This is a genomic window from Mesorhizobium sp. WSM4837 (assembly GCF_055811435.1).
On record NZ_JBVVQE010000002.1, the window covers coordinates 68459 to 83351 of the forward strand.

At 60.6% G+C, this 14893-nt stretch carries 17 protein-coding genes; 7 read left to right on the top strand and 10 right to left on the bottom strand.

Features of this window, described 5'->3' with window-relative positions; translation table 11 throughout:
- Positions 1-14 precede the first annotated feature (14 nt).
- From AC0L3D_RS01670 to AC0L3D_RS01700, 7 genes are all read right to left on the bottom strand, one after another.
- Positions 15-350: a hypothetical protein gene (locus AC0L3D_RS01670; RefSeq protein ID WP_473642807.1), complete on the bottom strand. Its 336-nt coding sequence runs from the start codon at positions 348-350 to the stop codon at positions 15-17.
- 48 nt (positions 351-398) lie between these two features.
- Positions 399-1601, bottom strand: a complete 1203-nt coding sequence (pcaF, locus tag AC0L3D_RS01675) for a 3-oxoadipyl-CoA thiolase (RefSeq protein WP_287345028.1) — start codon at positions 1599-1601, stop codon at positions 399-401.
- 2 nt (positions 1602-1603) lie between these two features.
- The gene (locus AC0L3D_RS01680) at positions 1604-2275 is read right to left on the bottom strand and encodes a 3-oxoacid CoA-transferase subunit B (protein WP_473642809.1); all 672 of its coding nucleotides are present in this window, start codon (positions 2273-2275) and stop codon (positions 1604-1606) included.
- Entirely contained in the window at positions 2272-2994 is a 723-nt protein-coding gene (locus tag AC0L3D_RS01685; protein WP_287345025.1) for a 3-oxoacid CoA-transferase subunit A, read from the bottom strand. The genes AC0L3D_RS01680 and AC0L3D_RS01685 overlap by 4 nt, the downstream gene beginning before the upstream one ends.
- 158 nt (positions 2995-3152) lie before the next feature.
- A complete protein-coding gene (locus tag AC0L3D_RS01690) occupies positions 3153-4244 on the bottom strand; it encodes a Gfo/Idh/MocA family protein (RefSeq protein ID WP_473642812.1) in 1092 nt (363 codons plus the stop codon).
- 87 nt (positions 4245-4331) lie between these two features.
- Entirely contained in the window at positions 4332-5216 is an 885-nt protein-coding gene (locus AC0L3D_RS01695; protein WP_473642814.1) for a sugar phosphate isomerase/epimerase family protein, read from the bottom strand.
- A 107-nt stretch (positions 5217-5323) separates the two neighbouring features.
- Positions 5324-6307 carry a LysR family transcriptional regulator gene (locus tag AC0L3D_RS01700; RefSeq protein WP_473642936.1) on the bottom strand — a complete coding sequence of 328 codons (984 nt, stop codon included), beginning with the start codon at positions 6305-6307 and terminating at the stop codon, positions 5324-5326.
- A 42-nt stretch (positions 6308-6349) separates the two neighbouring features.
- Between AC0L3D_RS01700 and AC0L3D_RS01705 the strand changes: the two genes are divergently transcribed.
- Genes AC0L3D_RS01705 through AC0L3D_RS01735 form a run of 7 tightly spaced genes read left to right on the top strand, consistent with a single transcriptional unit; the run spans position 6350 to position 11979 of the window.
- On the top strand, positions 6350-6703 hold the full coding sequence (locus AC0L3D_RS01705; RefSeq protein WP_254026262.1) for a Dabb family protein: 354 nt from the start codon (positions 6350-6352) through the stop codon (positions 6701-6703).
- A complete protein-coding gene (locus AC0L3D_RS01710) occupies positions 6700-6987 on the top strand; it encodes a YciI family protein (RefSeq protein WP_091600589.1) in 288 nt (95 codons plus the stop codon). The genes AC0L3D_RS01705 and AC0L3D_RS01710 overlap by 4 nt, the downstream gene beginning before the upstream one ends.
- Positions 6988-6992: 5 nt before the next feature.
- Positions 6993-8069, top strand: coding sequence for a maleylacetate reductase (locus AC0L3D_RS01715; RefSeq protein WP_473642816.1), 1077 nt, complete (start codon positions 6993-6995; stop codon positions 8067-8069).
- A gap of 8 nt (positions 8070-8077) precedes the next feature.
- Positions 8078-8863 carry an SDR family NAD(P)-dependent oxidoreductase gene (locus AC0L3D_RS01720; protein WP_473642818.1) on the top strand — a complete coding sequence of 262 codons (786 nt, stop codon included), beginning with the start codon at positions 8078-8080 and terminating at the stop codon, positions 8861-8863.
- 26 nt (positions 8864-8889) lie between these two features.
- Positions 8890-9690 (top strand): SDR family NAD(P)-dependent oxidoreductase, encoded by an 801-nt coding sequence (locus AC0L3D_RS01725; RefSeq protein ID WP_473642820.1) that lies wholly within the window; start codon positions 8890-8892, stop codon positions 9688-9690.
- Positions 9665-10912, top strand: a complete 1248-nt coding sequence (locus tag AC0L3D_RS01730) for an MFS transporter (protein ID WP_473642822.1) — start codon at positions 9665-9667, stop codon at positions 10910-10912. The genes AC0L3D_RS01725 and AC0L3D_RS01730 overlap by 26 nt, the downstream gene beginning before the upstream one ends.
- On the top strand, positions 10909-11979 hold the full coding sequence (locus AC0L3D_RS01735; protein WP_473642824.1) for a 2,3-butanediol dehydrogenase: 1071 nt from the start codon (positions 10909-10911) through the stop codon (positions 11977-11979). The genes AC0L3D_RS01730 and AC0L3D_RS01735 overlap by 4 nt, the downstream gene beginning before the upstream one ends.
- 71 nt (positions 11980-12050) lie before the next feature.
- Here AC0L3D_RS01735 and AC0L3D_RS01740 read toward each other — a convergent pair whose 3' ends face one another.
- The 3 genes from AC0L3D_RS01740 to AC0L3D_RS01750 are packed head-to-tail and all read right to left on the bottom strand — an operon-like array spanning position 12051 to position 14835.
- Positions 12051-12890 (bottom strand): intradiol ring-cleavage dioxygenase, encoded by an 840-nt coding sequence (locus AC0L3D_RS01740; RefSeq protein ID WP_287345009.1) that lies wholly within the window; start codon positions 12888-12890, stop codon positions 12051-12053.
- A 53-nt stretch (positions 12891-12943) separates the two neighbouring features.
- Complete coding sequence (locus AC0L3D_RS01745; protein ID WP_091600581.1) at positions 12944-13723, bottom strand: ATP-binding cassette domain-containing protein; 780 nt, start codon at positions 13721-13723, stop codon at positions 12944-12946.
- Positions 13723-14835: an ABC transporter permease gene (locus AC0L3D_RS01750; protein WP_473642825.1), complete on the bottom strand. Its 1113-nt coding sequence runs from the start codon at positions 14833-14835 to the stop codon at positions 13723-13725. Before AC0L3D_RS01750 ends, AC0L3D_RS01745 begins: the two co-directional genes overlap by 1 nt.
- Between the last annotated feature and the right edge of the window lie 58 nt (positions 14836-14893).

The following is a 14893-nucleotide window of genomic DNA, read 5'->3' on the forward strand; positions in this document are numbered from 1 at the left end:
TTGCGCCGTTAACCTTAGCCGGGGAAGCCGCTAACCAGTCGGGTGCACTCCGCGACAAATTTGTCGCTTGGCACGCGGCCATCCGCATCGCGCGAATACTCCGGCTTAAGCCGGTTAAGGAAAAACATTTCGAGCCTGCGCCCATGCTTGGTTTCGATGGCGCATCGCGGCTTTTCGGCCATCCTACTGGGGCAGCATTTGGCATATTGGAAGCGGTGGTTGGCGCGAACGTCTTCACCAAGAACGAGCCGCACCGCCCCCGAAATATGCGCGAGTCGAGCCGTGCCTAGCCTCAATGACAGAGCCATGAAGCGCGAGGGCGCAAGATAACTTGCCTTCAGCGCCGACATCGCGGTCGTCTGAAATCGCACTATCGCTCCAGCCCGTCGCCCAGTCGTCTAAACCCGCTGCAGTGCGATAGCGATCCCCTGCCCCACGCCAATGCACATCGTCGCCAAGGCGTATGTTTTCCCAAAGGCGGCGAGTTCGAGAGCTGCGCTTCCAGCTATCCTCGCGCCGCTCATGCCCAAAGGGTGCCCCAAGGCAATGGCGCCGCCGTTGGAATTCACTTGGCTTGCGTCCTCAGGGATCCCCAAGTCGCGAAGCACTGCGATGGCCTGGCTCCCGAAAGCCTCGTTGAGTTCGATCACCTCGAATTCCGCCGGTGCAATCCCAAGGCGAGCGCAAAGCTTCTTGATAGCCGGTGCCGGCCCAAAGCCCATAATCCGAGGTGGCACGGCGGCGACCGCACCACCTAGTATGCGGGCAATCGGCGTAAGCCCGTAGCGCTTGGCCGCTGCCTCCGACGCGATGATGAGTGCCGCAGCGCCGTCGTTCACGCCAGAGGCATTGCCAGCGGTGACGCTCCCTCCAGAGAACAGCGGCTTGAGCTTCGCCAGGGCTTCCATCGTGGTGCCGGCTCGAGGGTGCTCGTCCAGCTCGATCGGGATTGCGCCCCCCTTTTTCTGAGGGACCATTACAGGGACGATTTCCCGAGCAAGCCTGCCGCTCTTCTGCGCGGCGATGGCCTTGTCTTGGCTGCGCACCGCAAAGGCATCCTGCGCCTCGCGCGACACGCCAAAGTCCCGAGCGACGTTCTCACCGGTTTCCGGCATGGAATCCACGCCGTAGTGCTCCTTCATCAGCGGGTTGACAAAGCGCCAGCCGATGGTCGTGTCGTAGATCTCGGCATTGCGAGAGAAAGCCGTCTCGGCCTTGGGCAGCACGAACGGGGCTCGACTCATGGACTCGACGCCGCCGGCGATGACCAACTCCGCCTCACCGGACTTGACCGCGCGGGCTGCCGTGATCACAGCATCCATTCCGGAGCCACAGAGGCGATTGATTGTGGTGCCGGGGATGCTCACAGGTAAGCCGGCCAGAAGCGAGCTCATACGAGCAACGTTTCGGTTGTCCTCGCCAGCTTGGTTGGCACAACCGAAGATCACGTCGTCGACTGCGTCCCAATCGACGCCTGAGTTCTCAGCGACCAGTGCCCGGAGGGGAACTGCACCCAGGTCGTCCGCTCGAACCGAGGACAAGACGCCGCCGAGGCGGCCGATGGGCGTGCGCTTGTAAGCGCAGATGAAGGCTTCTCTCATTACTAAACCTCCGGAACAATCAGGTCGCCGACCGTGCCGTCGACGAGAAGCTCGGCACCCGTTACTGCTTGCAGAGCATCGAGGCTGAGCTTGGGAAGCTTCTCGCGCAGCACGAAGCGCTGGCTCTCGATGTCAACAACGGCAAGGCTGGTATAAACGCGTGTCACGCAGCCGACGCCGGTCAGCGGCAGACTGCAGCGCCTGACCAACTTGGGGCGTCCGTCCTTCGTCACGTGGTCGGTGATCACAGCAACGCGCTTGGCACCATGCACCAGGTCCATCGCGCCACCCACTGCCGGCACGCCCTTCGGGCCCGTCGACCAATTGGCGAGGTCGCCATTCTCCGCAACTTCGTAGGCACCCAGGATGGCCACGTCGAGATGGCCGCCCCGGACCATGGCGAAGCTATCGGCATGGTGGAAGAAGGATGCGCCGGGCTTGAGCGTGATTGCCTTCTTGCCGGCGTTGATCAGGTCCCAGTCTTCCTCGCCTTCCGGGGGACTTTCACCGAAATTGAGCACGCCGTTCTCTGTGTGAAAGACCGCTTGTCGGCCGGGCGGCTGGAACTTGGCCACCATCTCGGGGAATCCGATGCCCAAGTTCACATAAGCACCGTCGGCAATGTCCTGAGCGGCCCGCCAAGCGATCTGTGCGTTGGTGAGTTTCTCGGTCATCCGTAGGCCACTCCTGCCCGCATAAGGGCCTCTTCCTGTTGGGCATCCGCGACTTCCACGATGCGGTTGACGAAAATGCCCGGGGTGACGATCTGCTCCGGATCGATCCCACCAGGCCGGACGATCTTTGATGCCTGCACGACGGTCAGCCTGGCGGCGGCGGCCATTAGCGGCGAAAAGTTACGCGCCGCCTTGCGATAGGTGAGATTACCCATGGTGTCGGCCAGTTCGGCCTTGATCAGGGCTGCGTCCGACTTGAGCCAACGTTCCTGCACGTACATGCGACCATCAAACTCGGCGACCGGCTTCCCCTCCGCCAAATCGGTGCCGAAGCTGGTCGGCGTGTAGAAGGCCGGAATGCCCGCGCCGCCGGCACGGATACGCTCGGCCAACGTTCCCTGCGGCACGAGTTCGAGCCTGATCTGGCCAACACGATACTTCTCGGTGAAGGCGCGCGGATCGGCCGAGCGCGGAAACGAGCAAACCATCTTCGCGACCATTCCAGCGTCGATCATCGCCGCGATGCCGATCCGCCCATTGCCGGCATTGTTGTTGATCACGATGAGTCCTTCGGGGGACCCCGTGGCGCGGAATCGATCGATCAGAGCATGGACGAGTTCGATCGGGGCACCTGAGCCGCCAAATCCACCAATCATCAGCGTCATCCCGTCTTCGATCCCGGCTACTGCTGTGGCGAGATCGGGAACCGTCTTATCCATAAAACCATCCTTCACGGCGAAGGCCGCAACTCAAAGCGACGTTGCATAACTGGGCGCACTGGCACGCGAAAGCGTGCGAACTTGGAAACAATGTTGCGGCTGCTGCAAAAATAGACTCACGACCTGGAGGCCGCCGGGCTGGAAAGCGAAAGGTGAGCCTACGACGCGACCGAAACTTCAGCACCCGCTAGTTCGGACGACCTGAACATGCCTTCGAGAAGCCGATTGACGTTGTGGGCCTGCGTTGCCGGCACGACCGACGGCGAGCCCGACCGCAGTGAGGCAGCGAACGCCGCTGCTTCGCGATCGAAATAGATGGGGTTACCGATCTCGGCTATGTCGGGAGAATAGACCGTCTTTTTGGTCGCCCAGATTTCCGGGAAGCTTGTCTCACGCCACTCCGTCCATCCTTGCTGATGACCGTTCTTCCCACTGTCGTAGATCTTGTACGACGCCGGCAGAGGGCACGAGTGCATTATTCCCTCGGTCCCGTATGCCGACAGGTCCCAACTCTCCGTCCACGACAGCGGATCCCATGACATGAAGTCGACGGTGACCAACTTATCGGGGTAGTTGAGGATCGCGCCACCGGCGTCTTCCCGGGACTCGGCGCCGAACACCATCGGAAACTTGGTAATTCTAGCGTTGAGTGTATCGGGCATGCCGAAGTGAAGCAGGATGCGATCGATGAGGTGGCAGGCGATTACGAACATCGCCCCACCTATGTCCCCAGCCTGATTCATGTGGGCGGTGGCTGCCTCATTATGAGAGCAGCCGGCATGGGCCCTGACCTGGAGAACTTTCCCAAGTCGCCCGCTTGCCAGAACCTCCTGCATCTTGCCGATGGAAGGCGCGAAACGCCAACAGTACCCAACCTGAAACAGGCCGTCCGTCTGGTCGACTGCGGCGGCAATACGCGCGGTGTCGGCCGACCCTCGGCCGGCCGGCTTTTCACAAAGCACGGCTTTGCCCGCTTCAAGCGCCTCGATGGCAAAATCCGCCATAGCGTGGCTTTTGGGATGCACAAGCACCGCATGGACATCGGGATCCGCCAGGATCTCGTCCCTGCTTCGGGGCTCCAACCCAAGCGCATCGACAAACGGCTTCAGAAGCGGACTTTCGTCATGGGCACCCAGCAGGCGCACCCCCGACATTCTCTGAAACGCCTTTACTCTGCCAGATGTGTGGGGGTGCGTAATTCCCAGGCAAGCGATGCCGAGCACGGCATCTTCACCAATAGCGTAGCCCATGGCCGTTGACCTTCGTTTGTGGAGAAAGAAGAAAGGGCGATCCTCGTTGATCACCCCTCCAAAAAGCTCGCGCTGCCGTTAGTCCGATCAGAGATCGACAAACTGAGCCATGGAGGACTTGAAAATCCGCTGAGCCATCTCGTCCAATCCGAGCACGCGGTGTTTGGCCGAAAGAATTTCGGTCCCGTAGACACCGCTGTAGCCGGCTGCCTGTACCTCGCGTAGAAACGCCGGGACATCGAGTTCCCCTTCCCCGCAAAGCTCGCGATAAGCGATCGTGTCTTCCCAAATGTCTGGTACCGGCGCCACCTTCAGCGCGTCGTCAATTTCCACGGCCTTGATGAACCGAGCGGGTATCATGCGAATTTCGCTATAGGGAATGTTGCCTCGGGCCATGTGCCATATGTCAATGAGCAGGCCACCGTTCTTGCGATTTGCACCGGAGACGATCGCCAAGCCGGTTTCGATGGTACGCACATTTGACCAAGGCATGATTTCCAACACGATGTCGGTGCCGTAGGGCGCAGCCTCGTCGCATAACTTGCCCAGTTCATCCGCCATCAGCTGCACGTCGGCTGCATCATCCTCGAAGCCAGGCCCGACCTTGATATCCTTTAGTCCCAATTCCGCTGCGACCTCGAGCATAAGCTTGCGGACCTTGTCGGACTCCTGACGCTTCTCGTCGCGGCGGAACCAATTGGTCAGGAACTCGATCTCGAGGTACTTGATGGCGTTCGCCTCCACGATCCGGCGCATTTCCCGGTAGCCGATCTGATCCCTGACATGAACTACATCCTCCGAATGGAGGCCGAAGCCCTTGAATCCGGCGCGGGCAGCGGCCTCGACACGGTCCTTGAACGGGAAGGGACTGATTTCCGTCGGGCCAAGAGGGAAGACGTCACCAGAGAGGGCGAAGTAGGAAATCAGGAGTTCAACGTCTGCAGCCATCACGATGTCCTTGCGGGAATGCATATCGTGCCTCCGCGAGCGGCGCGGCACCCGGTTTGGCTAACGTTCTGCCGAGCGAGAATAAACCCGGTCGCTGGGGAAACTGTGTTGCGTGGCGCGCAAAAATCGGCTTACCGAGTCCACAGTTCCTCGTAGTTGTTTGCGCGGAACTGCTCGACGAGAAAGTCGAGGAACAACCGGGTCCGGGCGGGCATGAAGGATTTGCTCGGATAGGCGATGTTCATTGTCAGCCTGGGGAGATCCCAATCATCGAGGACACGGACAAGGCGCCCGGCTTCGAGATCTTTCTGGATGATGTACGTTGGTTGGGCCAGGATCCCAAGACCGTCGCGAGCGGCCGCGCAAATGAGCTGGCCGTCATTGGCATTGATGATGCCATCGACCTCGACGGCTACAGCCTCCTCGCCCTTGCGGAAGTTCAGGTGATTCCAGTTGTCGGCCAGAGTGTAGAGGATAAGGTCGTGGTCCTTGAGGTCGCTGGGATGCTTCGGGACGCCGCGGCGATCGAGGTACTCCTGTGATGCCGCCAATAGCCGGCGCGTCTCGGCCAGCTTTCGAATAGTGATGGAGCTATCGGCCTCCACGCGACGCGTGCGGATCGCAAGATCGAGACCGTTTTCGATGATGTCGTAGTAGCGGTTGGATGCCACCACTTCGATTAACACACTCGGATAGCGCTGCCTAAACTGCTGAACCACTGGCATCAGATGCAGCAACGAAAATGACAGAGAGGCCCCCACCCTCAGCCTGCCGGTTGGTGCATGAGCGCGGGCCGTTACGTTTGCCTCGGCCTCTTCCCAGTTCGCCAGGATGTCTCGGGCGTCCAGGTAGAGCTGCTGGCCTTCGGTGGTCGTGCTGAGCCGGCGAGTGGATCGTTGAACCAGCCGGGCACCGAGCCTCGTCTCCAGATTCACAAGGTGGCGGCTGACTCCGGAAACCGAGAGGTCAAGGGCATCCGCCGCCTTTGTCATGCTCTGTTCCTCAACGATCTTGAGGAACACCTGTAGCTCGGTCCAGCGATCCACTTTTTGCATCCGGCGGAAAGGTGTTTTGAGAAAGCCAGTCTTCATCGCATCCCGGGCAAATGCAATCACTTCCGTCAAACTCGCACGGTCACTTGGCTTGAGAGGGAACGGATGGATCAGGTGGCGACACAGAAGGGGCAGAGGGAGCGGGTAAAGCATGTCGTAATGTGGAATCTCCTTCCAACTGCCGACGGCCAGAAAGCCGCTGCGGTAGAAGCGGTCAAATCGCGCTTTGAGGCATTGCTCGGAGCGATCCCGGGCCTTCTGCACATCGAAGTAGGCGTGGACTTCAGTGGCGTCGATTACGCCTGCGACGTGGTGCTCTACTCAGAATTCGAAAGCGCTGAAGCTCTAGAGGCATATGCCACCCATCCCGCCCACCTGAAGATACGTGACGAACTCCAAGGTGTCCGTATTGCGCGGTACCAGGTAGACTACGTTTCAACGGAGGAACCCTCGCCATGAAGGTTGCCGTCCACTGCATCGATCATCCAGACGCGATCGATATTCGTCTTGCTCACTACGATGAGCATAAGGCCTATCTGGCCGCGGGAAAGATGAGGACCGTAATCTCCGGACCGCTGCTGGCGGCCGACGGCGCCACAATGATTGGGTCGCTGTTCGTCTTTGAGGCCTCCAGTGTGGCTGAGGTTGAAGCATTCAACGCTGCCGACCCCTTCAACCGGTCGGGCGTATGGGCCGAGATCAGCATCAAGCAGTTCAACCTGCGCGTTGACAATCGGGAGTGAGCAAAATGGCAAGGCTGCCCGAGAGTTTCGTCTACAGCGCCAATGCGTCGCGAGTGGTCTTTGGCGCGGGATCGGTTGGAAAGGTCGGAGAAGAAGTCGACCGCCTGGGGCTACAGCGGGTTCTGGTCCTCTCGACACCCCAGCAGGAAGACTTTGCGCTGACGGTGGCCTCCCGGCTCGCGGCGAAGTCAGTTGGGGTGTTCTCGGGCGCCGCGATGCACACCCCGGTGAATGTCACCGAACAAGCGATGCGAGACATTCATGAAAAGGATGTCGACGGGCTAATCGCCATTGGCGGTGGTTCGACGACCGGCCTGAGCAAAGCTTTGGCCCTGCGCACCGATCTGCCGCAGATCGCCATCCCGACCACCTATGCCGGCTCTGAGATGACGCCCATCCTCGGTGAAACGGCGAACGGTCAGAAGAAGACGATCACTTCGCCGAAGGTCCTGCCTGAAGTGGTGATCTACGATGTCGACCTGACGCTTTCCCTACCGATCGCCCTCTCAGGAACCAGCGGCATCAACGCTATCGCACACGCGGTTGAGGCGCTCTACGCTCAGGACCGGAATCCGATTATCGACCTGATGGCGGGCGAAGCCATCGGTGCATTGGCCAAGGCCTTGCCCACGATCAGGCTTGATCAGCGGGACAAGGAAGCACGGTCCCTGGCCCTGTACGGTGCTTGGCTGGCGGGAACGTGCCTGGGGGCCGTGGGCATGTCCCTGCACCACAAGCTTTGCCATACGCTCGGCGGGACGTTCGACCTCCCGCATGCAGAGACGCACACCATCATGCTGCCTCATGCCCTCGCCTACAACGCGCCGGCAGTCCCGGATGCCTTCGATCGCCTGAAGCGCGTTCTGAAAACCGACGACCCTAGCTTAGCGCTCTACGAACTCGCCGGCCAGGTAGGAGCCGCGCGCGCCCTCAAGGACATCGGCATGCCGGAAGAGGGTCTTGGTAAGGCCCGCGCATTGGCTCTGTCCAATCCCTACTGGAACCCGCGGCAGCTCGATGAAGATCGGATCGGGCGACTCCTCTATCGGGCCTACGCCGGCCTCCCCCCTCTGGTTGAATAGGTGATCGAATGGGTTCGCTTGAATTGCGGCTGCCCGACATCGTCGTTGTGACTGGGACAGCGTCAGGTCTCGGGCTCGAAGTGGCCAGGCAACTGCTGCAGAGCAACTGTAGGGTGGTCGGCGTCGACATGGCGCCATCTGCGCTCGAATCCGATACCCGGTACCAACAGGTCACCGGCTCGATCGCTGATACAAGTACCTGGAACAGTGTGGTCGATCTCCTCGATGCCCAAGCGTCCGCAACGCTAGGGCTCGTGACCTGCGCCGCAATCCTTGACGTGGGCACTGTACCTGAAGCGACACCCCAGCGCATCGAGCGCACCATGTCGGTGAACGTGACCGGCACCGCCTTGGGGATGGCGATAATCATCCCTCGGATGGAGGCGAACGGCGGTGGCGCCATCGTTGCGGTTGCGTCAGTCAACGCCACCTTGGCCGAGCAGCAGCTGGCCATCTACAACGCATCGAAAGCAGCCGTGCGTCAGCTGGCTCGAACCGCAGCACTCGACCACGCACGACGAGGCATCCGGATCAACGTTTTGAGTCCCGGTCCCATGATGGCTGGCCTCTTCAAGCGACACGTCGAGAGCGCCACCGACAGCTCCAGGTTCCTGGCAACCCGGGCAAATCGACAGCCGCAAGGCCGCATCCTCGAGGCAAGTGAGGTCGCGCAAGCAGCGTTGTTCCTCTTGTCAGATGGGGCAACGGCACTCCTTGGCGCAGACGTCATCGCCGATGGTGGATTGACTGCTGGTTTCGATTTCCGAACCGGCGCCGAAGGGGCGTCCGTCTAAACTCACGATCGTTGGGAGGAAGCAATATGGACACTGGTCTCAAGGGAAAGGTCGTAATCATCACCGGCGCCGCCAATGGCATCGGCCGCGCCACGGCCTTGGGTTTCGCCAAGGAAGGCGCCGACCTCGGACTGTTGGATATCGACGAGAAAGGATTGGCAGAAGTCGCGGCCGTCGCCAGTCACCATGGTGTCACGGTTCACTCCGCAAGCGCCGATCTCTCGGAAGCGGCTGGAGTGTCCCGCGGCATGGACGAGCTTCTGAAGGCCTTCGGGAACCGCGTTGACGTGCTCGTCAACAACGTTGGTTCCGGCGCAATCCGCAGCTTCGACGACGTCGATGACGCTGCGTGGGATGAAACGCTTTCGCTCAACTTCATGAGTTATGTACGAGCGATCCGCAAAGCGCTTCCAATCCTGCGGGCCAATGGCGGCGTCATCGTCAACAATGCGTCGGATCTGGCGCGACAGCCAGAACCCGTGCCGGTCGACTACTCGGTATCGAAGGCCGCAATCCTCGCCCTCACCAAGGCATTGGCCCGAGCCGAGGCTCCCAAGATCCGCGTCAACGCTGTTGCTCCTGGCCCCATATGGTCGCCTTTTTGGGAGAAACCCGGGGGCTTCGCCGAGACGATGGGCAAGTACCACAAGATGGAGCCGCAGGCGGCCGTCGAGCACGAAATGAAACTTCGGCAGCTCCCGCTGCAGCGGCTCGGGACGCCGGACGAAGTCGCGAACGTGATCCTGTTCCTCGCCTCTGATCTGGCCTCGTTCGTTACGTCCTCGGTCTGGGGCGTCGACGGTGGCTCGATCCGATCCATCATCTGACGTGAATGTCTCCATCGCCAAGGATCGGTTGCCGGCTGGCTTCGAGTTCGCCGTCGCCTGCGTCTGCGGCGCTATCGTCGCGAACCTCTATTTCGCACAGCCCATCGTCGGGGAAATTGCCGGCACGCTTGGGTTCGCACCCGAAGGTGCTGGTATCATCGTAACGCTTGCCCAGCTGGGCTATTGTCTTGGCCTCCTCCTTTTGGTGCCGCTCGCTGACGCGCTCGAGAACCGACGCCTGGCTTTGGCAGTGCTCGTCGTCGGCTTCGCCGCCTCGATCACAATGGCACTGACAACCTCGCCGACGCTCTTCCTACTCGCGTGCTTCGGTATCGGCGTCGGGTCAGTGTCAGTCCAGATCCTGCTTCCCTATGCGGCCGCGCTTTCCGATCCGAAGCGCCAAGGGTTGATGGTTGGGCGGGTGATGGCCGGCATCCTGACTGGCATCATGTTGTCTCGGCCAGTGTCGAGCCTGATCACCGGTCCTTTCGGCTGGCGGCCGGTCTTCATTGTCTCTGCCGCCATCTGCCTCGGCGCCGCTGGGCTGATCCTCGCTCGGATGCCGGCGCGACAGCCCGAGGGCAAGCTTCGTTACGGAGCGATGCTGAAGTCCATGGGTTCGCTCGCTTTGAGCAACCAACTGCTTCAGCGTCGGGCCGCCTACCAATTCTTGATGTTCTATTCGTACACCCTTTTCTGGACGGCCCTGCCCCTGCTTCTGAGCAGGCCGCCCTACAGCCTCGACCAAGTTCAGATCGCACTCGTGGCGCTGGCGGGAGCCGCAGGCGCGATCATGTCACCTCTGGCTGGGAGGGTAGCTGACCGCGGAGCAATCACCTTGGGGACGACGCTCTCCCTCAGCGCCGGCGTCCTATCCTGGATCGTTGCCGGCTGGGGCGGATCGGGTGGCGTGGTTGGGCTGGTGGCCCTGCTCGTTGGTGCCCTCCTGCTCGACGGCGCCGTCCCCGTGTCTCTGGTGATGAGCCAGCGTGAGCTCTTTTCCGCTCACCCTAACGAACGGGCTCGCCTCAACGGCCTCTTTATGGCAGCCTTTTTCGTCGGTGGGGCGGCTGGCGCCAGCGTCGGCGTTTGGGCGATTGAGAGCTTTGGTTGGCTTGGCGCTGTGATTGCAGGCGCTTCAGGCCCCCTGCTCGCCCTGACACTACATCTGATTTTTCTGGCGCTACAAGCGCCGCCACTTTCCAAAGGAGTTCCAAAGTGAGAGCTGCCCGCTTCTACGCCAAAGGCGACGTCCGAGTTGAGGAACTTCCGGATCCGATCGACCTGCAGCCGGACGAAGTTCTTGTCCGCAACAGGTTGTGCGGCATTTGCGGCACCGATCTGCACGAGTTTGCCGACGGACCCCACTTCATATCTGCTCAGCCCAACCCTTTCTCGGGGGCCTCAATTCCGCAAATTCTCGGCCACGAGTTCAGCGGTGAAATCGCGGCCGTTGGGAGCGACGTGTCCCACCTGAAGCTCGGAGACCGCGTGGCGATCCAGCCGCACATGGGCCCGGCCGATGGTTACTTCGGCGTTCGCGGCCTGCATTTCCTTGGCACCCGCGGGGCCGCGACTGGCCTGACATGGAATTGGGGAGGGTTCGCGGATTTCGCGGTCATGAAGGCATCCGCGACCGTCAAAATGCCTGACACCCTGACTTTCGAACAGGGAGCGATGGTGGAGCCGGCGGCTGTCGCGGTGACAGCAGTCGACCGCAGCGGGCTTGAGCCGGGCGGCTCGATCCTGATCACTGGTGGCGGCCCAATCGGGGCGCTTACGGTCATGGCCTCCCACGCTGCCGGCGCCGGCAAGATCTTCCTCAGCGAACCCAATGCGGCCCGCCGCAAGCGCATAGAGTCGTTGGGCATTCCGGTCATCACGATCGACCCTACCAAGACGCCGCTTGCAGACTTCATTCGAGAGCACACATTCGAGCGCCTCGGGTGCGATTCAGCTATCGAGTGCGCGGGCAACCCGCGAGCTATTGCCGACTGCATCAAGTCGGTGCGCTCGCAGGCAACGGTGGTGCTTGTCGGCCTCACCAACGCCAAGGTTGAGTTCTCACCTTTCGACCTGATCACGCGCGATATTCGATTGCAGGGGTCGCTCTGCTACCCGACAACACTATGGCCGCGTGTTTACGCAATGATCGAGAGCGGCCGTTTGCCAGTTGAACGCCTAATCGATGACACGATCGCCTTGGACGACATCGTCGAGAAGGGATTCAAGCCGCTGATGGATCCGAGCGGGACTAAAATGAAGATATTAGTCGAGCTGGGCGTTTAGCTGCCAGGCCTGCGGTCGCCGACGCCGCCGCGCGACTGTCAGCCTTTTGAACTAAACCGCGAGCGAGGGTTCTACAGTCGCTTCAGGACGAAGTCGAACTTAGCTTTCCACTTGGTCGTCGCGTCGATGAGCGGCTCGAAGGCGACAATCAACGTGTCCTTCACCCCAAACACGGAATCCGACTCCAGATACGGGTCTCCCGCGACGAAGATGTGTGTGCAGAGGCGATCGTAGCCGTTCGCGCCAACCAGGAAATGCACGTGCGCAGGGCGGAAAGGATGACGTTCGAGCTGTTCGAGCATTTGCCCCACGGGTCCGTCGTTTGGAATGGGGTATGAAGTCGGCTTGATCCCGACAAAGCTGTATCGACCGTCAACGCCAGTTCTGAAGATGCCACGGTTGTTGAACGGCGGCTGTATGTCAGGCTGCTGAACGTCGTAGAAGCCTTCGTCGTTGTCTGACCAGACGTCGACATAGGCGTTGTCGATTGGATTGCCGTCAAGGTCGAGGACGCGGCCCTCGTAAAGACAAAGCTCACCTTTGCCATCGAGGTTGATGTTGTCACCCATCTGCCGTTCGGGCGACCCGTCGACGTGGAATGGTCCAAACACCGTGTTCTCAGTGGCACCGGTGGGACGCCGATGGTTGATCGCGTCCACCAGCATCGAAACACCGAGCACGTCCGAAAGCAGGATAAATTCCTGCCGCGTGTCGCTGCACATCTGCCCGGTACGGGTCAGAAACGCGATTGCAATCTCCCACTCTGCCTCGGTAAGTTCGACATCGCGAATGAACCCATGGAGGTGATTGATCAGCGATTCCATAACGGTACGAAGACGAGCATTCGTTCCATCGCCCATCCTCGCGAGGACCGTTTCGACCGAGTTCTGTTCATTAAGGTACTTTGACAATTCGACCTCCTCTCGGACGGGCTCCCAATTCGGGCCGCCCTCCGACGCGATCTCTAGATCGTTTTTCCGAGCGACGCTTCGAGCTGGGCGAGTTCCTGCCCACCGGCCATCAAACTTTGCAGTTCTTCTGATGAGATATGCCCACGATCGGCCGTGCCAAGCGTCTTGCCGCGGTTGAGAACGGTAAACCGGTCTCCGACCGCCATCGCGTGCCGGACATTGTGGGTGATGAACACGACGCCGATGCCCTTCTTGCGTACCCGGTCGATTGTCGTCAGCACATTGGCGGTCTGGCGCACGCCAAGCGCCGAGGTCGGCTCATCGAGAATGAGCACCTTGGCGCCGAAATAGACGGCACGCGCGATCGCGACGGTCTGTCGCTCGCCTCCCGACAGAGTGCCCACCGCCTGACCCGGCTCTCGCAAATTGATACCCATTTGCTTCATCTGCTCGAGTGTGATGGCATCGGCCTTCTTGAAATCCAGCCAGCGTAAGGGGCCGAAGCCGGCTTCTGGCTCGCGGCCGAGCCAGAAATTCCGGCTGACGCTCATCAGCGGGATCATCGCAAGGTCCTGATAGACGGTGGCGATCCCGGCAGCGAGCGCCTCGCGAGGGCTTGTGAAATGAACGGTGTCGCCTGCTACCCTCATCTCGCCACCAGTCGGGGTATGGGCTCCCGACATCGTCTTGATGAACGTCGACTTACCGGCGCCGTTGTCACCGAGCAGGCAGTGACATTCACCTGGCATGACGCTGAACGACACGCCGGACAGGGCGATGATGCGGCCAAAGTGCTTCTGGATGTCGATCATTTCCAGGATAGGCGTGGTCATCACCTCTCTCCAGTGATTGAGCGGCGGATGTACGTGTTGGCCACAACTGCGCCGAGGAGGATTGTGCCAAGGAACACTCGGAAGAGTGAGCTCTCGACGTTGGTGAAGAACAGACCCTGCTGGACCACACCGAAAATAACGGCACCCAGAGCGGCGCCCAACACAGACCCGTAGCCACCGGTCAGCAATGCACCGCCGATGACGACACAAATAATCGCCTCGAATTCCTTCATAATACCGCGATCGGACGCAGCCGACCCGAACTCGATCGCTTGGGAGATGCCGAGGAGTGCTGCGCATATTGCGGCAACGATAAACATCAGTACCTTCACTCGAGCCACGGGAACGCCGACGTTGCGGGCAGCCTGTGGGTCACCGCCGGCAGCGTAAATCCAGTTGCCGAACTTGGTACGGGTCAGAACCCACTGCCCGACGATCACCAGGCCGATGGCCCACAGTATCAGCATGGGAATGCCATCGACGATCGGTTGCCCTGCCCGCGTACCTCGGGTGTAGGTTTCGATGATGCCTTGCTGACCCAGCCATGTGAACAGGCCTGTGAACGCTTTACCTCCGAAGAGCCAGGCGATGGGGTCGCCCGCTGCCGCATCACCGATACCCGATACGACCGGCTGTTTGTTGAAGGTGATCGCACTCCAGATCGTCGCGCCGCGAAGGATGAACATGAAGGCCAGCGTCACGACAAAAGACGGAAGACCCGTGCGAATGACGAGGACGCCGTTGATGGTGCCAATCAAGGCACAGACCACAAAGGTCAGCAGGATCGCTACCCAGACCGGAATGCCGACGTGGATGACCAGCAATCCGAAGACCATGCCGGAAAAGCCCACCATGGACCCGAGCGACAGATCGAACTCGCCTGCGATCATCAGCAGCGACACGCCCACGGCCAGCACGATGAACTGCGCCGAAACGGTGCTCCAGTTAATGACACCATCCAGGGCGAACATCTGGGTGCTGCCGGCGAGAATGAGGAAGAAAGCGAACACGGCTGCCGTGCCGCCAATTGCTCCAAGCTCCGGGCGAACGAGCGCTCGACGCAGGAGTGAGTTCCGCTTGAGGCGCTCGTCGGTGCTAGTTGTGGACGTCATCTGATCTTGCCCGCAAAAGGGATCTGTAAGAAGGGAAGGGCGGAAGCGCAGGTCGCTT